Origin of the sequence: Eubacterium limosum (assembly GCF_000807675.2) — a bacterium.
Classification (GTDB): domain Bacteria; phylum Bacillota; class Clostridia; order Eubacteriales; family Eubacteriaceae; genus Eubacterium; species Eubacterium limosum.
The window spans coordinates 498,249-520,433 of the sequence record NZ_CP019962.1; the positions used below are offsets into that span (position 1 = coordinate 498,249).

Here is a 22,185-nt window from a genome sequence, read left to right on the forward strand (position 1 = left end):
ATCTTGCGTTTTTATTCAGTTTTTGGTCACTCAAAACAACATAAAGGAAAAGAGTTTTCAAAATGTCTTGATGGGATCAAGACCTCGGCCGATTAGTACTGGTCAGCTCCATACATTGCTGCACTTCCACCTCCAGCCTATCTACCTGGTCGTCTTCCAGAGGCCTTACTTCTTTCGAATGAGATATCTTATCTTAAGGGGGGCTTCGTGCTTAGATGCCTTCAGCACTTATCCCTTCCAAACTTAGCTACCCAGCGATGCTCCTGGCGGAACAACTGGTGCACCAGCGGTTTGTCCATTCCGGTCCTCTCGTACTAGGAACAGCTCCTTTCAAATATCTTACGCCCACGACGGATAGGGACCGAACTGTCTCACGACGTTCTGAACCCAGCTCGCGTGCCTCTTTAATGGGCGAACAGCCCAACCCTTGGGACCTGCTTCAGCCCCAGGATGAGACGAGCCGACATCGAGGTGCCAAACCTCCCCGTCGATGTGGACTCTTGGGGGAGATAAGCCTGTTATCCCCGAGGTAGCTTTTATCCGTTGAGCGATGGCCCTTCCACTCGGAACCACCGGATCACTAAGCCCGACTTTCGTCTCTGCTCGAGATGTCTCTCTCGCAGTCAATCACCCTTCTGCCTTTGCACTCTTACAGATGGTTTCCAACCATCCTGAGGGTAACTTTGGGCGCCTCCGATACTTTTTAGGAGGCGACCGCCCCAGTCAAACTGCCCATCTGACACTGTCCGCTTGCCGGATTACGGCAACGCGTTAGAATTCCAATATAACAAGAGTGGTATCCCAACAATGGCTCGGCACACACTGGCGTGCATGCTTCTCTGCCTCCCACCTATCCTGTACATGTTATATCAAAACTCAATGCCAGACTACAGTAAAGCTCTACGGGGTCTTTCCGTCCTGTCGCGGGTAACTCGCATCTTCACGAGTACTACAATTTCACCGGGTGTGTTGTCGAGACAGCGCTCAAATCGTTACGCCTTTCGTGCGGGTCAGAACTTACCTGACAAGGAATTTCGCTACCTTAGGACCGTTATAGTTACGGCCGCCGTTTACTGGGGCTTAAGTTCGCACCTTCGCTTACGCTAAGCACTCCCCTTAACCTTCCAGCACCGGGCAGGCGTCAGCCCCTATACGTCATCTTTCGATTTAGCAGAGACCTGTGTTTTTGCTAAACAGTCGCTTGAGCCTCTTCTCTGCGGCCCCCGAAGGGGCACTCCTTCTCCCGAAGTTACGGAGTCATTTTGCCGAGTTCCTTAACAACACTTCTCCCGCTCATCTTAGGATTCTCTCCTCGCCTACCTGTGTCGGTTTACGGTACGGGTACCTCTTTGCTCGATAGAAGCTTTTCTTGACAGCGTGAAATCGGCGACTTCCCTACTTATTTTTCGTTCCGCATCACAGCTTGACCTTATGCAATGGGGGATTTGCCTCCCGCTGCAGTCTCACTGCTTGCCCCGGCTCTTCCAACGGCCGGGTTCGCTTATCCTTCTGTGTCACTCCATTTCTCAAACGCATTGAGGTAGTACTGGAATTTCAACCAGTTGTCCATCGCCTACGTCTTTTGACCTCGGCTTAGGCCCCGACTAACCCTGAGCGGACGAGCCTTCCTCAGGAAACCTTGGGCTTTCGATGGTGAAGATTCTCACTTCACTTTCGCTACTCATGCCAACATTCTCTCTTCTCTTAAGTCCACCATCCCTTACGAAATGGCTTCGCCCCTAAGAGATTGCTCCCCTACCACTGTACCTTATGGTACAATCCATCGCTTCGGTGCCTGATTTTAGCCCCGTTCATTTTCGGCGCACCACCACTCGACCAGTGAGCTATTACGCACTCTTTAAATGTATGGCTGCTTCTAAGCCAACATCCTGGTTGTTTGTGCAGTGACACATCCTTTCCCACTTAATCAGTACTTGGGGACCTTAGCGGATGGTCTGGGCTGTTTCCCTTTTGACAATGAAACTTATCTCCCACTGTCTGACTGCCCTGTTAAAATGCACGGCATTCGGAGTTTGATATGGTTCGGTAAGCTTGACGCCCCCTACCCAATTCAGTGCTCTACCTCCGTCATTCATCACAGAACGCTAGCCCTAAAGCTATTTCGGGGAGAACCAGCTATCTCCGTGTTCGATTGGAATTTCACCCCTATCCACAACTCATCCAAGCCTTTTTCAACAGACACTGGTTCGGGCCTCCACTTGGTTTTACCCAAGCTTCACCCTGGTCATGGATAGATCACACGGTTTCGGGTCTACAGCATGCAACTAAGGCGCCCTATTCAGACTCGCTTTCGCTTCGGCTCCGCACCTGAAGTGCTTAACCTCGCTACATACCGTAACTCGTTGGCCCGTTCTACAAAAAGCACACTGTCACTTGCGCTCCAGCTGCTTGTAAGCACAGGGTTTCAGTTTCTATTTCACTCCCCTCCCGGGGTTCTTTTCACCTTTCCCTCACGGTACTTTCCGCTATCGGTCACTGGGTAGTATTTAGCCTTGGGGGGTGGGCCCCCCATCTTCCCACAGGGTTTCACGTGTCCCGTGGTACTCCTCGAATCTCCTCATCTCGGCTTTTCGCATACGCGCGTCTTACGCTCTTTGCGGGGCCTTCCCATGCCCTTCTGCTAAACGGAAATGATTGATGGATTCTGGGCTCTTCCTCGTTCGCTCGCCGCTACTTAAGGAATCGATGTTTCTTTCTTTTCCTCCGGGTACTAAGATGTTTCAGTTCCCCGGGTTCCCTCCGTTAAGCTATGGATTCACTTAACGGTGACGGCCCTTCTGACCGCCGGGTTTCCCCATTCGGACACCCACGTCTCAACGGATATGTGCTCCTAAACGTGGCTTTTCGCAGCTTGTCGCGTCCTTCTTCGGCTCCCAGTGCCAAGGCATTCACCCTGTGCTCTTTGTTTCTTGATCTCCACGAATGCTTTCGCATTTCGTTTTGTTTTTCTTTTGTTCTCTTTCTGAGCTCAAAAGAATGTTGTTTTTGAAATTGCATTTATTAAGAAGTTTTTTACTTTGTTTAATATTTGCTCTTTACTCTTTTTTCTTTATGTTGTTTTCAATGACCAATGTATGACTTTGGGTCATACAAAAGAAAATAGTACCATGACTTCCTGTTCCCTAGAAAGGAGGTGATCCAGCCGCACCTTCCGATACGGCTACCTTGTTACGACTTCACCCCAATTACTAGCCCCACCTTCGACTGCTGAGTCCTTGCGGTTCTCTCACAGGCTTCGGGTGTTGCCAACTCTCGTGGTGTGACGGGCGGTGTGTACAAGACCCGGGAACGCATTCACCGCGGCATTCTGATCCGCGATTACTAGCAACTCCAACTTCATGCAGGCGAGTTGCAGCCTGCAATCCGAACTGGGATCTGTTTTAAGGGATTTGCTTCACCTCGCGGCTTCGCGGCCCTCTGTTCAGACCATTGTAGCACGTGTGTAGCCCAGGTCATAAGGGGCATGATGATTTGACGTCGTCCCCACCTTCCTCCGTATTGTCTACGGCAGTCCCTCTAGAGTGCCCAACTTAATGCTGGCAACTAAAGGCAGGGGTTGCGCTCGTTGCGGGACTTAACCCAACATCTCACGACACGAGCTGACGACAACCATGCACCACCTGTCTCTCTGTTCCCGAAGGAAACTTCCTATCTCTAGGCTCGTCAGAGGATGTCAAGACCTGGTAAGGTTCTTCGCGTTGCTTCGAATTAAACCACATGCTCCGCTGCTTGTGCGGGTCCCCGTCAATTCCTTTGAGTTTCAACCTTGCGGTCGTACTCCCCAGGCGGAATGCTTATTGTGTTAACTGCGGCACTGAGTTTCCCCAACACCTAGCATTCATCGTTTACGGCGTGGACTACCAGGGTATCTAATCCTGTTCGCTCCCCACGCTTTCGCACCTCAGCGTCAGTATTTGTCCAGCAAGCCGCCTTCGCCACTGGTGTTCCTCCTAATATCTACGCATTTCACCGCTACACTAGGAATTCCACTTGCCTCTCCAATACTCAAGTCTACCAGTTTCCAATGCACTTCACCGGTTGAGCCGGTACCTTTCACATCAGACTTAATAGACCGCCTACGCGCCCTTTACGCCCAGTCATTCCGGACAACGCTTGTCCCCTACGTATTACCGCGGCTGCTGGCACGTAGTTAGCCGGGACTTCCTCATTGGGTACCGTCATTCTTCTTCCCCAATAACAGAGCTTTACGATCCGAAAACCTTCTTCACTCACGCGGTATTGCTGCGTCAGGGTTGCCCCCATTGCGCAATATTCCCCACTGCTGCCTCCCGTAGGAGTCTGGACCGTGTCTCAGTTCCAGTGTGACCGTTCGCCCTCTCAGACCGGTTACCCATCGTCGCCTTGGTGGGCTGTTATCTCACCAACTAGCTAATGGGACGCGGGTCCATCCTATGGCACCGGAGTTTTCATGATCTTGCCATGCGACAAAACCATAATATAAGGCTTTACTCCCAGTTTCCCGAGGCTATTCCTTTCCATAGGGCAGGTTACCCACGCGTTACTCACCCGTTCGCCACTTTCCAGTTCTAATGTCACCCGAAGGATCCACCAAAACTTTCTCGTTCGACTTGCATGTGTTAAGCATACCGCCAGCGTTCGTCCTGAGCCAGGATCAAACTCTCAATAAATAGTTTTATCGTTTAGCCTTTCGGCTTCTTGATCTGGTTCATTTGATGATTTTTTGAAGTGTTCATCGCACTTGCGTTTTTATCCTTTGCTGATTCTCATCAGCCGGAATTTCAGGTTTTATGGTACTATTCTCTTTTCTATGACCCTTCTCCGAAACATGTTTTGTTTTGGAGAATTATATGTTTTCCCGCAAGTACTTTTCTCGCGAGAGAACTTTTATAGTATACCATCAAACGTTTTTGTCTGTCAAGCTTTTTTTGAAATTTATTTTTAAACTTCATTTTGCTGAAACTTTAAAAGCGTTGTGGCTGCTGCTCTCTCAAGACAGCTTAATTATTATAGCGCTCGCCGTCCTTGCTGTCAAGCACTTTTTAAACTTTTTTATATCTTTTATTTTCAGCGAAAATCAAAGGCATAAAAAAGCCCCGCGATGTCCTATCCTCCCAGGCAGTTGCCCACCAAGTACTTTCAGCGCTAAAGGGCTTTACTTCTGTGTTCGGTATGTAAACAGGTGTTTCCCCTTTGCCATCATCACGAGACTTTTATTATTATAGTTTTATGACACTGTTTTGTCAAGCACTTTTTTAATCTTTTTTAAATTTATATTTTAAACCGATAACCTGCTCCCCAAACGGTCTCGATATAGCGCGGTTCACGATTGTCAGTTTCGATTTTTTCGCGAAGGCGGTTTACGTGGACAGTAACTGTTGTGGTATCTCCCACTGCATCCAGACCCCATACTCTTTCAAACAGGGTTTCTTTATTAAATACAATATTAGGATTTTCTGCCATAAATAGAAGAAGGTCAAATTCCTTATTAGCCAGGGCTATTTCCGTTCCTCCGAGATAAACCCTTCTGGCGTCCTTATCAATTTGCAGCCCATTTATCTCTATTATATAGTGCTGTTCCCTTTTTTCCTGGCTGGTCAGCCGTTCAAACCTGGCAATATGCGCCTTGACACGTGCTACCAGTTCCGCAGGACTGAAAGGCTTGACCATATAGTCATCTGCGCCTAAACCAAGGCCTCGTATTTTATCGACATCATCTCTTTTGGCCGATACCATTATAATCGGAGTTTCCTTTTTTTCACGGATTCTCCTGCAAATCGTAAAGCCATCTACACCTGGCAGCATTAAATCCAGCACAATCAGATCAAAGCTATCGTTCACTGCAAATGAGAGTCCTGTATCTCCATCGGCCGCAAGCGTTACCTGGAAATCATTGATTTCCAGGTAGTCTCTTTCTAACTCTGCAATTTTACGGTCATCCTCTATAATCAGAATCTTTTTCATCTTAGTCCTCCGCTATCGACAGTACGATAACTACTGCCAGCCCCCCCATTTTCGAGGCTTCTGCATAGATGCCGCCGCCGAAGCTCTCGATAATCTCACGGGCAACAGAAAGTCCTAATCCACTGCCTTTTTTCAAACTGCTTCTGGCAGGATCGGTCCGGTAAAAGCTATCAAAAATCTTTTCAAGTGCTCCTTGCTCGACGCCGGGTCCGTTATCTTCAAAGCGCAGCACTACTTTTTGCTCCTCTTCAGACAAGATTATTTTCATTTGTACATTTTGTTCTCCGGCGTATTTAAGGCTGTTTTCAAGCAAATTCCAGAGTACCCGCCCAAACTGTGTCCGGTCAATGATCACAAACCTTTCATCCTTCAGTCGATTATCCAACTGGATTTCCACTGCACAACCCTGTACCTTTAAACGCGCTTCCTCACAAAAATCTTTAAGATATGCTTTCACCGAGATACTTTCCATCTGAAAATCCATTTTTCCCATATCCAGCTTGGAAAACAGAAACAGGTTGTCTACCAAACCTTCCATATCACAGGCAGTGTCGTAAATGGTGCGCAGGTAATGCTTTTGTTTTTCTGGAGTGTTGGCTACGCCATCAAGCAGGCCGCTGGCATATCCCTTAATGGAGGTGAGTGGTGTTGACAGGTCATGGGATATTCCAGCGATCAGTTCTTTTCTGGAGCTTTCATAACGCTGCTGCATCTCAACAGACTCTTTGAGCCGAACCCGCATTTCTTCAAAATCGCCGCACACTTCGCCAAGCTCATCTTTACTATAGACTTCTACAGGATGATCCAACACCCCGTCCCGAATCTCCCGGGCACCCTTTCGGATACTCTTAATAGGATAAATCATCGTTTTGTAAAGTTTCCCAGCCAACACCAGTCCAGTTACCACTACAATGACCACCGCGATACCAGCAACCACTGCCGCGCTGATCTTAATGGCAAGCTTGATATTATCCCAGTTATCCCAGATCGCGTAGGAGCTCTCTCCAAAATCCATCTCACCGCTGACAATAAGCAGAAGTATTCTCTCGCCAGTCTGATTGGTAACAGGCATAAGGTACACGAGTCCCCGATCATTCCGAAGAAACAACGGCTGATCTTCAAGATTTGCAGTCCCTGCGATTTCCCTGGCCTCCTTCTCGATTTCATCGACGGTAACACCATCGGTGAGATAAGACAGCTCTCCCCCGGTTACAGCGATTGACGCCCCGAGCTTTTCCAGCGCATTCGCCAGAGCGGTCAGATCATTCTTGTCTTCTTTATCCTTTCCGGAAATTTTCTCGCACATGGAATCAAAAGCCAGCTGCAGCTGATAGGTCGAAACGGTTCCGTCTACTTTGAACAGCATATTGGCCTGGTTTTCCGGAAGCATAATCATTAGAATGCCAAACACTGTACCGCCGACAATGGCCAGAATTAAGACAACCGGAATGACGATCATCATCATATTTGAAAGAATCAGCTTTTTTCGTATGGACCAGTCTTTCAGTCCCATGCTCTGCCTCCTTTATTTTTAGAATGCAATGTCGGTTTGGTGGCGTTCCACTTCAAACCGCTCAATTACCACCCGTTCGAAATCATCTTCCGTATCAATAATACCTGCTTTTTCTTTGGCGACCTCCACCTGCTGCTCGGCTGTGTCAATGCCTGGCAAAGCCGGCAGCAGCAGAGCGCGGTTTACGCCCTTTTCCACAATAATACCGTACCGATACGGATTCAGCTCACTTAAATCCTCAATATATTCCGGCCTCCCTAAAATATCCACGGAGATCTCCAGTTGATAAAGCTCCTGGGGCTCGACTGGCAGGAAACGGGGATCATAGGCGCAGGCTTCGATGGCATTGCGCACAATTTCTTCTGCGATATTTTCCGTTACTGCCTGGGAGGTTCCCATACATCCCCGCAACTCACCGGCTTTATAGATCGAAACGAAGACACCGGCCTGCTGGTTTTTCAGGACCGATTTTGCTTTTTGATCTTTAGCCTCATCCAGATATTGTTTCCAGCTAAACTTGCGTCCTTCCTCTACCCAGGTATCAATGGTCAGACGTGCCAGCGCCAGATAAGTATCTTCCGCCTTCAGCCTTTCCTCATGCTGCCTGACCATGTCCTGCTCGTACCGGGTAATAAGGCTTTCGTTAATCGGGTCTTTTTCCTCGAGTGCGAAATCAATGAAGGCGCTCAGATAACCAACGCCAAAAGGCCCTTCATAAGAAAAGAGACTGGAATGGGTTTTTATGCTGTCGGTTGCCCCAAGGGCCATAACGATCGGGCGGAGTCCACATTGGCCGGCAGGCTCGTAAATTTTAGGCGATAAGGTTAAAATGGAATAATAATCTCTACGCTCTATGCCCCGGATGACCTTTTCATCAAATACCGGCCCCATAGCATTGAACTGGTAAGGTCCTTCATCTTTAAGACAATGGGACAAGTCGGCGCTGGCCAAGATCAAGGTATCTTTCCCATAGGCTTCGATAGCTTCACGCAGAACACGCCCTGTTCTAAAAAGCTCAATGAGACTAAGCTCTCCAATGGTAATGTGAACCAGCTTATAATCCTGATAATACTTTTCGATATAATAAAGCGGAACCATACACCCATGATCCAGTTTCCGCTCGATATCGAATTCCTCGGCTGTTTTCTGGTTTAAAAAAATACTTTGGCAGTCTGACTGAGCAAAACGGCGGTTCATTTCTTCCAGCAGTCCCATATCACAGCGCTTTTCCAGACGGATTTCCGGCGCACCGTACTCTGACATATCCCCTTTAAGCCTGGTTTCATAAATGACACTGACGCCATCCTGGAAGACATTTCCGTGAGGGGTAATACAAACGATCACTTTTGGTTTGATCTCTGCTACCCTTAACGCCAGATCACGCATACCCCGAACGCTCTTTTCAGCCATCAGTTCTCTGCCGCATCCAACCTCAGGTATAATCAACGGCGGATGCGATGCGATTCCGATTCCTTTTAGATACATATGATGGTTCTCCTTCTATAGTTATTCTGTGAATTTTCTTTATTTATAAAAACATTATAACCAACCCGCCACTTCCCTACAACTCTTTATTTTTATCAAGGAATTTTAATGCTGTTTATGGTAAAATAACTTTATTAAAATGACCAACAAGGAGGTTAAACCTTTTATGTCAGACATGTTGAACCATTACTGCTGCGGACGCGAGGCACTGGATGCGCTTCCAGAGCACAGTACCATGAACACTATTATCCTTAACCATTACGACGCATATCGTCTGGGTACTCAGGGCCCGGATTTCTTTTATTACCACCATCCCATGCCATGGAAGGGCGCCAGGCCTTTACACCGCTATGGTAATCTTATCCACAAGAAAAGAGTCGATGCTTTTTTCTACTATGGTTTCAAGTACGCCTTTACCAATGAGCGGGACCGGGATATTATTCTGAGCTACCTTGCCGGTTTCAGCTGTCATCATTCTCTGGACGTGGCCACACATCCTTATATTTTTTATAAAACCGGCCACTGTGACAGCACTACTCCCGGAAGCCGAATTTATTCTTATTACCACAAATACTTCGAGGTTCTTCTGGATGTTGCCCATTACCAATATGAATACCAAAAGCTTGGATGCTTCTTTCCTCTCGAAAAGCTTTTTACACCCAGCCCAAGAACCCTCAACGCACTGGAACAGTTTTTTACCTTTATTATGAAATATATTTACGGTGAAACCACGCCACGGGACTGCATAAAAGACGCCCTGGCAGACACCGTCCAACTAGCCAGACTTTTCTCTGACCCCAACAACCGGAAAAGGCATTTCCTTCAGCCTATTGAAAGGCTAATCCAGGAAGAGCGGCTGGTGACCCGCGTTTTCTATCCGCTGTATACGAATGAATACCTGGTGCTAAACGTGCCAGAAGAGCCCTGGCAGCACCCATGCACTGGGGAAACCTGTACGGATAGTTATCCACAGCTTTTCAAACAGGCCGTCAGCGACACCGTGCATAAAATCAACATGATGGATAACTTTCTTGACAATGATAATGTCACAGTCTCTGAGGTTCACGAAATGTACGGAAATAAATGCTATGACCGGGCTATCCCTTGCGGATCTGATTTGGAAATGACATATTTTGATATTATTTTTGAAAAGCACCCACAGCTTTAGCTCAAGTTATTCACAATCTGTGCATAATCAAAAAAGAAACAGTGCACATATTATCCACAAACACAGCGGAAATTGTGGATAATATGTGGGTAAATTACTGCAAGACCACAAAAGGCCGGGAATTACACTGCTGTAATTCCCGGCCTTGTTCTGTCGCTATTCGATTGTTCTTGTAAAAGAGAGGGGGATTCTCTTACAATGCTAATGATACGCCCCTGCCCTTAATTCTAACTTAAACATTTTTCAAATTATAGAAGGAATTGATCCCGCCGTAAATGGCTGTCTGTCCCAAATATTCTTCAATCCGGAGCAGCTGGTTATATTTTGCCACACGGTCTGTACGGGACGGCGCACCCGTTTTAATCTGGCCTGCATTCATGGCGACCACCAGATCGGCAATAGTAACATCTTCGGTTTCACCGGAACGGTGTGAAACGATGGCGGTATAGCCAGCACGTTTTGCCATCTCAATGGCGTCCAGAGTCTCGGTCAAGGTTCCAATCTGGTTAACCTTAATGAGAATAGAGTTGGCAACACCAAGGTCAATCCCTTTCTTCAGGCGTTCTGTGTTTGTGACAAAGAGGTCATCGCCAACCAACTGTATTTTTTTACCAAGGCGCTCCGTCATGATCTTCCAGCCTTCCCAGTCTTCTTCGTCCAGACCGTCTTCGATGGAAATGATGGGATATTTTGTGATCAGGCGTTCATAGAAGTCTATCATTTCTTCTGTCGTCAGCTCTTTGCCTTCACCCTTAAGCATGTATTTTCCGCTTTCCTTATTGTACATTTCTGAGGCCGCGACGTCCATTGCAAGACGCACATCATCGCCCGGACAGTAACCGGCGGCCTGAATGCCTTCAATGATGGCTTCAAGGGCTTCCTCGTTGGATTCAAGATTTGGTGCAAATCCGCCTTCATCGCCGACACTGGTTACCAGTCCCTTTTTCTGGAGCACCTTTTTCAGATTATGGAAGATTTCCGAACCCATGCGCAGCGCTTCGGAAAAGCTCTTTGCACCTACGGGCATAATCATAAATTCCTGAATATCCACATTGTTGTCGGCGTGTTCACCGCCGTTTAAAATATTCATCATTGGGGTTGGCAGTGTCTTACCATTGATGCCGCCTAAATATCTGAACAATGGCAGTCCAAGAGATTCTGCCGCGGCATATGCGTTAGCCATGGAGATTCCTAAAATGGCGTTTGCACCCATTTTTCCTTTATTAGGGGTACCGTCAATGGCGATCATGGCTTCATCCAACGCAACCTGGTCTAAAGCATCCATGCCTACCAGGTGTTCCGCCATATAATTAACATTTTCGACTGCTTTCAAGACACCCTTTCCCATGTAACGGCTGTCATCACCATCCCGCAGTTCTACTGCTTCAAAGGCACCAGTCGATGCGCCGGAAGGCACCATGCTTCTGCCCATGGACCCGTCTTCCAAATAAACATCGACCTCAATGGTCGGATTTCCTCTTGAATCCAGCACCTCGCGTGCCATGATATCTTCAATATATGTACTCATTCTTTTTCCTCCTGTATTGGTTTCCTATTTCGCTATCTTTAATTATACCCACTTTTTCTTTGATTATCATTAATTTTGTTACTTAAAGCTAACTTTTTGCATAAAAAAATCCTCCTGCCCATTCAGGAGGATTGTCTATTTAAAATAGTCCTGTTATCTCTCAGGGGCCACAGCCGGCTCGCCCTCTTCATCCAGCAGAACGGTTAATCCGGCGCCGCCTTCACCATAACAGTAAAGATAAGTAATACCAGTCTCTGTATCTTCTATGATCTTCGTTCCCGCGCCATCGTCGGATACTTCATGTAAAATAACCTTAAAACGGTTTGACTTATTCTTTTTATTTTTCATCTTGAGTTTTTTGCACACTCCTTACATTTTTTAATATTATATCAGAGTCTCTCTGCTTTTTCGAGATTTTTCTGAAATTTTACTGGTTATTAACCGGTGTTTAAGCGAAACTTAAACCTGAAAACCCTATTCAAACCGATTATCAATGATTCTGACGGATTTCTTTTCGGAACGCGGCAGTGAACCGATGAATCCTGCTTCAGGGATTACTGTAATACCGATTTTGGATTTGAACTGATAATTGACTTCCTTCTGGATCTCCTCCTTGTCAACACCATGCTCCACCTCAAACCGCAGATGCACGACATCCTTGCCGTTTTCATTTGCCACGATGGCCTGATATTCTGAGCTGACACCGTCGATTTCCTTTAGCAGCTCGTCGATCTGTCCTGGATAAATATTGACGGCCTTTACTTTTACCATGTCATCGGTTCTTCCCACAATGCGGTCATGTCTCGGGTGTTCTGAGCCGCACGGGCATGGCCCTGGAATAAAACGGGTGATATCGTGGGTGCGGTAGCGCAGCAGCGGCCCGCCTTCTTTATGCAGGGTTGTGAGCACCATTTCCCCATAAGCGCCTTCCTCCACCGGTTCAAGTGTGTCGGGGTCGATGATTTCCATAAATAAGTAATCATCCCAATAATGCATGCCGCAGTGATGATGACAGTCGATGGAAATACCCGGTCCGTAGATTTCGGTCAGACCGTAAATATCAAAGATTTCAATCCCCAGCTCATCCACAATGCGCTTACGCATTTTATCGCCCCAGCGTTCTGAGCCGATAATTCCCCGCTTCAGGTTAATTTTATCCTGCAGGCCCTGTTTAGCCACCTCTTCTGCCAGCACCAGAGCATATGATGAGGTGCTGGCCAGCACAGTGCTCTGCATATCCACCAGCATTTTCAGCTGCTTTTGGGTATTCCCGGGCCCCATGGGAATGGCCATTGCCCCAAGCCGCTCTGCCCCTGCCTGAAAACCAATCCCCGCCGTCCAAAGGCCATAGCCCGGCGTAATCTGGATACGGTCTTTATTGTCCATGCCCGCGTAACGGTAGCAGCGCTCAAACATAATGGCCCAGTCCTCTACATCCTTTCTGGTATAAGGAATAATGACCGGCTGCCCGGTGGTGCCAGAGGACGAATGAATACGCACCACTTCTTCGTCCGGCACAGCCTGAATTCCCAGAGGATACGCCTTTCTAAGCTCATCTTTGTCACTGAAGGGCAGCTTCCTGAAATCCTCCATGGTTTTGATATCTCCTGCCTCTACGCCGCATTCTTTAAACTTTTTCTGGTAAAAGGGGCTGGAGGCTTCCAGCCGGCCGACTAAGCTTTTTAATTCTTCTAACGGTTCTCTGATCATCTTTATCTCCTTGCTCGTTCTACAAATAAAAAAGACCCATCCTTATCTTATAAAGGATGAGTCTGTTATAACCCACGGTACCACCTTTTTTCGCATAACTGCGCACTTTGTCTAAGATGCCAACACACCTTCTCCGGTTAACGCCCTCGAAACGTTGTGAAATACTCGATCACTCTTTCATCACACCCTCAGATGCCCATTATGCCATGCTCGTTTATTACCGGCTTCCAGCCCCCCGGCTCTCTGTTAACACGTCACACGCTTTACTCCATCTTCAACGGTTTTACATTTGTTTACAGTATACCGTTCGGCCTGTTTCTTGTCAAGTTTAATCCTGCAATCGGATAATTTTATTGGTGACACAGACCTTTATATTTAGCTTTTTACGGCCACACCTTTCAAAATCAATGGTCGCCATATCCTTTTTAATCTCCAGAATAATGCCCTGGCCGAAGCCCTGATGTGTCACTGCTACACCGGGGACATACGCAGAGCAGTCCACTTCCTTCAACTCCGCCTTTCTGACAATGGACACATCAAAAATGCCAAAGCCTTTCCCCTGGGCTTTGGAGCCTTCTCCGATCACACCGCCTGTGATTTTTTTGCGCGCTGCCTCCGGGGCTTTTTCCCCCAGAAAAATGCGGACAAACTGTGATACCGGGCGTCTGTTATGACGGCTGTTCTTTTTCCCCACCGAAATAAACTCCAGCTCACGCTTGGCGCGGGTCACGCCGACATAAAAAAGGCGCACCTCTTCGCAGAAAAGCCGGCGGCCCTCCTCGCTGTCATCAAGGGCCGCCATCGATGGAAATTCGCCCTCCACCGCGTCAATGATAAAGACCTTTTCAAATTCCAGTCCCTTACTGGAGTGGATCGTCGAAAAGGTCACATCTGCTTTTTGATGCAAAACTGAGCCCCGCAGAGCCTCCTGCAGTGTGTCCAGACGTTTCAAAAAGGCGTCCATGGTACTCTCCCTGCCCGCCAGCGTTTTTAGAATATCCAGCTTCTGGTTCAACTGCTCCTCCCGGTAGCCGCAGGAAACCCGGTAATCCAGATGTTCCCGGTAGCCCATATTCCAGATGATAAAGTCCAGCCCCTCCTGAGCGCTCATGGAGGCCAGCCGCTTAAATGCCGCCCGGATATGATTTACCTTTTCCACAAGCCATTCAGGAATTTCACCAAGGGATAGCAAGGCCTCAAAAACATCCTGTCCGGGCTCTCTTAGTTTCCTCGCTTCCAATACGTTTTTTCTTGAAATATTGCAGTTCATTTTATAATATATTTTTTCAAAGGTTTCAAAATCTGATGGATCTTCCGCGAGAGCTACAAAACTTCTGATGTCCTGCACGATAAAATGTGTGAAAAAAAGAGGATTATGCTCTTTGACTGCATAGGGCACTCCCTCCCGCTCAAAAAGATCTACCAGCGGGATGACCGACTCGTTATTTCGGTAAAGCACAGCGGTTTCCTTACCCTCGTTTTTGACCGATTTAAGAATAAACCAGTACTGATCTTCCACAGATTTGACATATTCATGGACTGCCGGTACACCCTTTTCATTATCTGTCCGCATATTTTTAACATAGCGTTCCTTGTTAAGCCCTATAAAACGGTTGGCAGCACTCACGATCTCCTGAGTGCTGCGGTGGTTCGTTTCCATGAGCAGCACCTCACCGTGAGGGTAAGTCTCCTTGAAGCTCAGCAGCCCGTCAGGATAAGCCCCGCGAAAACCATAGATACTCTGGTCCTCGTCGCCCACCATAAAGATATTGCCGTCCTCTCCCGAAAGAAGCCGGATAATTTCATACTGAATCTTCGAGGTGTCCTGGGCTTCATCGATATTGATGTACTTGTACTGGCCGGTAAAAACCTTCAGCAGCTCAGGGTTTTTCTTTAAAAGAAGCCAGGCGTATTTGAGCATATCATCAAAATCCATCAGGTGATGCCTGCGTTTATACGCTTCATAGGCCTTAAACAACTTTGGAAAATCCACATCGCCCACTTTCATTTCCCCGATTTCTTCCTCAGAGAGCAGCATATTTTTACAGTAGGTAATGGCCGATACAATGTCCGCAATATCATTTTCTGCCGGATAACTCTTAAAGAGCTCCTGAAAAAGCTCCTTGATAATGCTTCCTGTATTCTCGATGATCTGAAAGGCCCGGCGGTGATACAGCCGTTCATAATTGCGGATAACCGACAGAGTAAAGCTGTGTATGGTACTGAACCGCAGGCCTTCAGCGCCCTTTTCCCCAAAAATTTTCAGATAACGCCGGCTAAGATCACGGGCTCCGGCTTTACTGAAAGTCAGTGTTAAAATGGATTCCGGAGGTATCTCTTTCACTCGGATCATATAAGCAATGCGGCAAATGACCACTGTAGTTTTCCCGCTTCCCGGCACAGCCAGAAGCAGCGTAGCTCCGGAAATCCTGCCAACAGCCTCACGCTGCTGGACGTTTAGCTGCAATCGGTACTTTTGCATAAAAACATCCAAACTTCCCATCGCTAACTGATCTTCTCAAGCAATCCGAGAATCCCCTCTGCCGCCTGATGCATCTGCTCAGTATTTGAAATGTCCGCAGGGTTATCTCCCTTCTGCGCGCCGTAATCACCAAAACCCGCGTGATTTCCGCCCTCGATCTCTGTCATGACCGCTGCTCCCGGATAAACGGCTTCCGCTGCCTTCACCTTATCCAAATCAGCGACACCGTCATCACTTCCCCAGAGCGAAACCACCTGGACTTCTGTATCCCTAATACCATCATCTGCTGGGTAGGCCGCCAGAAAAAAGATTCCCTTTACTTCAGTTTGCGCCTCGGCCAGCTTCGGCGCCATGGCACCACCCAGAGAATGTCCGCCGACTATCCAGTTTTCAATTTCCGGATGCAGTGCCATGACCTCACTTCCCCGTTCAGGCGAGAGCACTGCCAGATTCATGGGCATTCTGACAATATAAACCGGATAGCCCTGCTCCGCAATTTCCAGAGCCAAAGGCGCGTAGGCCTCTGGCTCTACAAAAGCACCGGGATAAAAAATGACGCCCGTCTCTCCTTTTCGGTTTTCTGGTTCAAAGGCAATGGTTCCGGCTTCTTTTACCGCGACACGGCTGTTTCCTCTCAAGGCCTGCTGTGCTGCCGCTTCTGGCTGATAGGACATGCCATTGACCGCGATCCCGACCGCCGGCAATAAAAACAGCAGCGCTGCCGCGATGCCGACAAGAGTCTGTTTTAACTTTTTATGCTTCATATACTTTCCTTCTTACAACTTTAAAATTTCTTAACTTGACAACTTTTCTTGTCAATGATATACTTTTTGACAAGAATTCTTGTCAAATCAATTCTCTGGTTTCTCTATTATACCCGATATCCAAATCGCTGACAAACCGGAACCGAAAGGAAACAACCATGATCACAGTAAACAACGTTACAAAAAAGTACGGAAAAACCAAAGCCAACAATGACCTCAATTTTACCGTCAAAGATGGTGAGATCGCTATACTTCTGGGACCAAACGGCGCTGGTAAATCAACCATTATCAAATGCATCTGCGGGCTGCTCCGGTTTGAGGGTACCATTGAAATTAACGGTGCGCCCTGCCGCTCTCTTGACGCCAAGCGCCAGCTGGGCTATATTCCTGAGCTTCCCGCTCTTTACGATATGCTGACGATCGAGGAGCATCTGGAGTTTATCGCCCGGGCCTATGGCCTCACTGACTGGAAAGCAAAAGCCGACGCGCTTATCGAACGCTTCGAGCTAGACGATAAGCGCAAAAAGCTCGGCAAGGAGCTGTCTAAGGGAATGCAGCAAAAGGTCAGCATCTGCTGTGCTCTGCTGTTTGAACCGAAGGTCATCATCTTTGACGAACCCATGGTGGGCCTTGACCCCCATGCCATCAAAGAGCTGAAGCTGATTTTTTCTGAGCTCAGAAATCAGGGTGTTTCACTTCTCATCAGCACACATATGATCGACTCGGTGGAGGATTATTGGGATGTGGCCCATATCATGATGAACGGAGAGATACGAGCAACCCGAAGGGCAGAGGAGCTCACCGAAGCCGACGAATCCCTGGAGGCGCTTTTCTTCAGCATTACCGAAGGGGAGGCCTAGGATGTCCAGTATTTTTTACCTTTGGAAAACAACCTTTAAAAACCGGCTTCTTGACCTGAAGAACCATCCCAGCCATCTGGTCGTGACCATTCTTGTGGTTCTGTTTTTTGGCTTTGCCCTTGTGTCTACCGTCTTTACACCCGGAGGGGATATTCCTCTCGCGCAAAACCAGAATCTCCCGTTGCTGGGTGCAATCCTTATCGGCCTGTTTCTGTTCCTGCTGGTCACACAGATACAAAAGGGACTTTCCTCCGGGGGCAGCTTCTTCAGCATGGCAGATGTCAACCTGCTCTTTCTGGCGCCGGTTTCTCCAAGAAAGATCCTGGCCTACGGCCTGGCTAAGCAGGTAGGTATGTCCCTGCTGCTGGGGTTCTTTATCCTGTTTCAGGGAGCTACTCTTCGGACGATCTTTGGCGTCGGCACCTCCGGGCTCATCGCCCTGTTTGTTGGCTACTGCCTGTTTCTGGTAGTCGGTGAAATCCTGGCTCTTGCCATTTATTCCTATACCCGGGGTGATGACAACCGCCGCCGCGTTGTAAGGGCAGTGCTCTATTGTTTCGGCTTCCTGATGGCCGCCTTATTTTTGACCACACTTTTTAAAACCCAGAATTTCTATGAAGCTCTGCTCAGCGCAGCGGATTCCAGCCTGATGGAGTACATTCCTGTCCTTGGCTGGACAAAAGCCTTCACCATGGGTCTGATTGCCGGAAACTTCCTGAAGGCCCTTGTCTTTCTGGTACTGCTCATCGCTTTGATCGGCCTGATCATCCTGTATATCTACCGGAGCGAATCGGACTATTACGAAGATGTGCTTCAGTCGGCTGAAAAAACCTACACCACTAAAACTGCCGCCAAAGATGGGCGCATCAGCGACACCAAGGATGCATCCAAAATCAGCCGTAAAAAAACCGGCATCGGCCGCGGAAAGGGTGCTTCTGTTTTCTTTTTCAAGCATCTGCTGGAAAACCGCCGCTCGGGTTATTTGTTTTTAAACCAATTCACCCTCATCTGCACCGTGGTAGCCATTCTCGCCAGCCTGCTGGCAAAGGAGCATGTCAGTCTGATGTTGATCTTTGGCATGCTGTGCTATCTTCAGGTGCTGACTGGGGCGATGGGACGCTGGGTCAAAGAGCTGACTTTGCCTTACATTTATATGATTCCCCAGAATCCGTTTAAAAAACTGGTTTTTGCCAGCCTGGAATCTGTGGTGGACAGCTTTGTCAGTGGTTTGATTATCTTTATTCCCTGCGGATTGATTCTCGGCGCGCCCGCCGCCGAGATCATCGCGGTCATCGCTGCCCGTGTGGGGCTGGCAGCCCTTTTGTCTGCTGGCAATATTTTAATCGAGCGCATTCTCGGCAATATGCAGAGCAAGGTGCTGGTCGTAATGCTCTATTACCTGATCCTCGTTGTCCTGCTGATTCCAGGCGCCATCGCCGGTGTGGCTGTCGGCCTCGTTGCCGGAAACCTGGCCGCCGGACTGTTTGCAGACTGCGCAATCAATGTGGTGATCGCTCTGATCATCCTGGCTCTCTGCCGCAATCTGCTGCACACCATGGAAATGAATATTCAATAAAACACAAAAAAAGATGTGCTTTTCAGCACATCTTTTTTTGCATTAATGAGAACATTGCCACTGGCACCGTGGCGCTCGGTATCCAGTGCTACTACCTGATTTGTGTAGTTCTTTGGAGAGCTCATTGATACATTCGGCTTCTTTATTATAGCGCTGTGGCTCTGGTTTTTAAACCCACCGACAAAATATTCACACTGCTAAGTTGACACATATGTGACACTCAAAGTTTTTCCCCGCTGATTTTACCGATCTGGTCATAAACCCATTCCTTATCTTTGCTGTCATAGGGGAGCTGCTCCCAGTATTTATCCACCATCGCATAGAATGTATTGACCGCTGCGAATTCCTCTGTCACGATACGGGTGGACAGATCATTATCAAAATGAAAGTAGGCGGCTGCGCCATCCTTTACCCAGATATTCAGGTTTTCAATTAACTCGGGTGATGCTGGCGGCCTCAGGGCTATCTCTACCTTGGGATCACTTTTCACAAATTTCAGAAAAGAGACCAGCTCTTTAATAACGTGCTTCCCTGCGACCTCTACCTTACGTTTCAGCAATGCTGAAAAAACAGGCACTTCAATCACCGGGCGCTGTCCCAGGCTTTTAATATAATCGAGACTTAAAATAATCCGGGTATATTTTTCCTTTGATAAAAACTGACCGAGTCCTACCCGGCAATTATCATAATAGTCGATGAGACGGTGCTCTTCCTCGCTGCTCAGACACAGGTCCATTAAAATTCCTTCGATAATATTTTTTCCCGAGGAGAGGAAAGACATGGAGGTGGCGATAACATATTGGTCTGTGTCGTTACGATTAAAGCCTTCCATGTTTTCCCGCGTGAAGTCATTACAGACCACGCGGCTGCCCAGACTCTTAGTCAGCGGCTGAAAACGATCCAGATGCCTTTCCAGAAAATTATCGAACTGGCGCTGGCTCATGGGGTCGGTGTAAATGGCGGAATAGGTTTCGCCGTTTGTACCGTTTATTCCTACAAGTGTCTGCTTACCCTTAATACTGAAAATATAGTCATAGAAGGGGCGCTCTACATCGTAGGTATAGTAAGCTTTAGCACTTGTGGAAAGCAGTATGGGCAGCCAGTACTCAAGCATATTATAAATTTCTTCCTGTGAGCGATTTAAATAGATCATGGTAATGAGTTTTGTCTTGTTTTTTTCCGCCTCCAGAAAGCGCTTTTGTATTTTCCGAGTATCATTATTGTTTTGTTTAAAGATACGTGAGTCTGCATCATAGCCCCAGAAGGTTTCACCCTTCGGCAGTGACGCTAGTGTGTCAAACATATCATCCAGTGCGTCCATTTTACCCGTGATGCCTTTATAAATTTTATAGGTTGCGGTGTACAGGCTGTTTCCGCTTTCCTTATCTGTGTACTTTGCTTCAAATTCTTTATCGACCAGCCACCGGGATACGCAGCTTTCCAGATCCTGTTCTGTATCTACAGCGATCTCCGGTTCCAGCGAGGAAAAGAACCGTTCCAACGTATTCAAGCCTTGTTCTTTATTGGCCTTTACGATGGCACGAATAATTTCTTCAAAATAAGGTGATTTAGGCCCCAGCTCAACGCGTCCATTTTTCCACCGGCTGATAATCGTGCGGTCAACATGGACAGTTCTTGCCAGCTGCGAACCCTGAATATAAAGCATATCCATCAAGTAAGCCAGCGGCGTGGCGGGTTTCTTTGCCATTTCCCTTCCTCCTTTTATAATTATTATAATCTACTTATTTATATACACTAAATGGTATTTTTAAAACAAAATGATGGCATATTCTCCATTTAAGTCATTTTTACTTTTTATTTTCTCAACAAATGCACTATTTCCTTTATTTTAATCTTTTAAATCTAAAAGCGCAAGCGTATTTTTGTGTACTAAAAAAGCACCCTTTCATGGGTGCTCTTAAATAACTGCTGTGGATTATGCGCCGTAATAAATCTGATCCAGAAGCTCACTGAACTGTTCTTTGGTCGGTGACAGCGGATTGGTCTGGGTGCAGACATCCTTCATGGCTTTTCCGATAATAATATCCTTGCTGGCTTTAAAATCTGCTTCATCGATGCCCTGCTCTTTAAGGGATGTCGGAATATTGATTTCTTTACAGAGGGTAATAATGCTGTTGTACAGCATTTCCGCAGCGTCTCCGCTGACATTTGGAATACCAATAGCGCTCAGGAGACGGTTATAAAGATGCTGAGCTCTACCGCACTGTCCGTTAAAACGGACAACATATGGCAAGCCGATGGCATTGGCCAAACCATGAGGTAAATGCCACTGCGCACCGACCGCATGGGCGATACTGTGGGTGATGCCCAGACCAGCGCTGTTGAAGGCAATCCCAGCCATACAGGACGCGATCTGCATACTGGCTTTAGCTTCCAGATTGCCGCCATTTACATAGCATTCATACAGGCTCTTGAAAACCAGTTCTGCCGCTTTGGCCGCATAGCAGCGTGAAAACGGGTTGTTGTTGGTGGAAACATAGGCTTCCACCGCATGGGTTAAAACGTCCATTCCTGTAGCCGCTGTCGATGCTGGCGGAACGCTCTCGATTAATTTTGGTTCAAGAATTGCGGCGTCCGGCATCATGAGAATGTCGGTAAGCGGTATCTTGGTATTGTTTTTCTTGTCGGTAATAACTGCGTATTCCGTTACTTCAGAACCTGTACCCGCAGTTGTCGGCATGGCGATAAAATATGGTTTTTTAATGTAGTCTTCCTCGAAGAACATTTTTTTGAAATTGTAACAGTAATAGATGATGGCTTTTGCCGAATCGATGGCAGATCCACCGCCAAGGGCAATCAAAGCATCCGGTTTTTCCATCAGGATGTGTGTCAGCCCCTTTTCAACAATTTCTGTGGACGGGTCTGGTTCAACATCAGAAAAAACGTGGTACTTAATATTATGTTTGTCCAAAACGTCTGTCAGCATTTTCAGAAGGCCAAATTTGACCATCCCTTCATCCGTTACAATGCAGACCTGTTTAAAATCATGATTTCCAACCTGTTCTATGGCGCCAATGCCATAGTAAATTGCCGGTTTTACCTGAAAAAACCGTATATCGTTCAATTTGCTCATATTACCCTCCTTAGTATATTCGCTCAATAGTTTGCATAATT

At 47.4% G+C, this 22,185-nt stretch carries 13 protein-coding genes and 3 rRNA genes; 3 read left to right on the top strand and 13 right to left on the bottom strand.

All coding sequences use genetic code 11. The features are described 5' to 3' along the window. Positions 1-72 precede the first annotated feature (72 nt). From B2M23_RS02265 to amrA, 6 genes are all read right to left on the bottom strand, one after another. Positions 73-2,936, bottom strand: a 23S ribosomal RNA gene (locus B2M23_RS02265). A gap of 211 nt (positions 2,937-3,147) precedes the next feature. Further along, positions 3,148-4,670, bottom strand: a 16S ribosomal RNA gene (locus B2M23_RS02270). A 423-nt stretch (positions 4,671-5,093) separates the two neighbouring features. Beyond that, positions 5,094-5,210: ribosomal RNA gene (gene rrf, locus B2M23_RS02275) — 5S ribosomal RNA — on the bottom strand. The 16S, 23S and 5S rRNA genes sit together here, the layout of an rRNA operon. A 61-nt stretch (positions 5,211-5,271) precedes the next feature. Then, a complete protein-coding gene (locus tag B2M23_RS02280; protein WP_038353178.1) occupies positions 5,272-5,964 on the bottom strand; it encodes a response regulator transcription factor in 693 nt (230 codons plus the stop codon). Between the two features lies 1 nt (position 5,965). Beyond that, positions 5,966-7,477 (bottom strand): sensor histidine kinase, encoded by a 1,512-nt coding sequence (locus B2M23_RS02285; RefSeq protein ID WP_052237354.1) that lies wholly within the window; start codon positions 7,475-7,477, stop codon positions 5,966-5,968. 18 nt (positions 7,478-7,495) lie between these two features. Continuing rightward, positions 7,496-8,962, bottom strand: a complete 1,467-nt coding sequence (gene amrA, locus B2M23_RS02290) for an AmmeMemoRadiSam system protein A (protein ID WP_038353179.1) — start codon at positions 8,960-8,962, stop codon at positions 7,496-7,498. Positions 8,963-9,128: 166 nt separating this feature from the next. Between amrA and B2M23_RS02295 the strand changes: the two genes are divergently transcribed. Continuing rightward, positions 9,129-10,130: a zinc dependent phospholipase C family protein gene (locus B2M23_RS02295; RefSeq protein WP_038353180.1), complete on the top strand. Its 1,002-nt coding sequence runs from the start codon at positions 9,129-9,131 to the stop codon at positions 10,128-10,130. Positions 10,131-10,362: 232 nt separating this feature from the next. Here B2M23_RS02295 and eno read toward each other — a convergent pair whose 3' ends face one another. From eno to B2M23_RS02320, 5 genes are all read right to left on the bottom strand, one after another. Then, positions 10,363-11,658: a phosphopyruvate hydratase gene (eno, locus tag B2M23_RS02300; protein ID WP_038353181.1), complete on the bottom strand. Its 1,296-nt coding sequence runs from the start codon at positions 11,656-11,658 to the stop codon at positions 10,363-10,365. Between the two features lie 153 nt (positions 11,659-11,811). Continuing rightward, a complete protein-coding gene (locus tag B2M23_RS02305; protein ID WP_013382635.1) occupies positions 11,812-12,006 on the bottom strand; it encodes a DUF6440 family protein in 195 nt (64 codons plus the stop codon). Between the two features lie 126 nt (positions 12,007-12,132). Continuing rightward, positions 12,133-13,368 carry a phenylacetate--CoA ligase family protein gene (locus tag B2M23_RS02310; protein WP_038353182.1) on the bottom strand — a complete coding sequence of 412 codons (1,236 nt, stop codon included), beginning with the start codon at positions 13,366-13,368 and terminating at the stop codon, positions 12,133-12,135. Between the two features lie 328 nt (positions 13,369-13,696). Further along, positions 13,697-15,850: an ATP-dependent helicase gene (locus tag B2M23_RS02315; protein ID WP_242945865.1), complete on the bottom strand. Its 2,154-nt coding sequence runs from the start codon at positions 15,848-15,850 to the stop codon at positions 13,697-13,699. Positions 15,851-15,873: 23 nt separating this feature from the next. Beyond that, positions 15,874-16,614 carry an alpha/beta hydrolase gene (locus B2M23_RS02320; protein WP_038353184.1) on the bottom strand — a complete coding sequence of 247 codons (741 nt, stop codon included), beginning with the start codon at positions 16,612-16,614 and terminating at the stop codon, positions 15,874-15,876. A 158-nt stretch (positions 16,615-16,772) separates the two neighbouring features. On the opposite strand from B2M23_RS02320, the gene B2M23_RS02325 reads away from it, so the two are divergent. Both B2M23_RS02325 and B2M23_RS02330 read left to right on the top strand, forming a co-directional pair. Then, positions 16,773-17,474 carry an ABC transporter ATP-binding protein gene (locus B2M23_RS02325; protein WP_038353185.1) on the top strand — a complete coding sequence of 234 codons (702 nt, stop codon included), beginning with the start codon at positions 16,773-16,775 and terminating at the stop codon, positions 17,472-17,474. Position 17,475: 1 nt separating this feature from the next. Continuing rightward, complete coding sequence (locus tag B2M23_RS02330) at positions 17,476-19,050, top strand: putative ABC exporter domain-containing protein (RefSeq protein WP_038353186.1); 1,575 nt, start codon at positions 17,476-17,478, stop codon at positions 19,048-19,050. Positions 19,051-19,270: 220 nt separating this feature from the next. On the opposite strand, the gene B2M23_RS02335 is transcribed toward B2M23_RS02330, so the two are convergent. Both B2M23_RS02335 and B2M23_RS02340 read right to left on the bottom strand, forming a co-directional pair. Further along, complete coding sequence (locus tag B2M23_RS02335) at positions 19,271-20,758, bottom strand: hypothetical protein (protein ID WP_038353187.1); 1,488 nt, start codon at positions 20,756-20,758, stop codon at positions 19,271-19,273. A gap of 228 nt (positions 20,759-20,986) precedes the next feature. Then, the gene (locus B2M23_RS02340) at positions 20,987-22,144 is read right to left on the bottom strand and encodes a 1-propanol dehydrogenase PduQ (RefSeq protein ID WP_038353188.1); all 1,158 of its coding nucleotides are present in this window, start codon (positions 22,142-22,144) and stop codon (positions 20,987-20,989) included. Between the last annotated feature and the right edge of the window lie 41 nt (positions 22,145-22,185).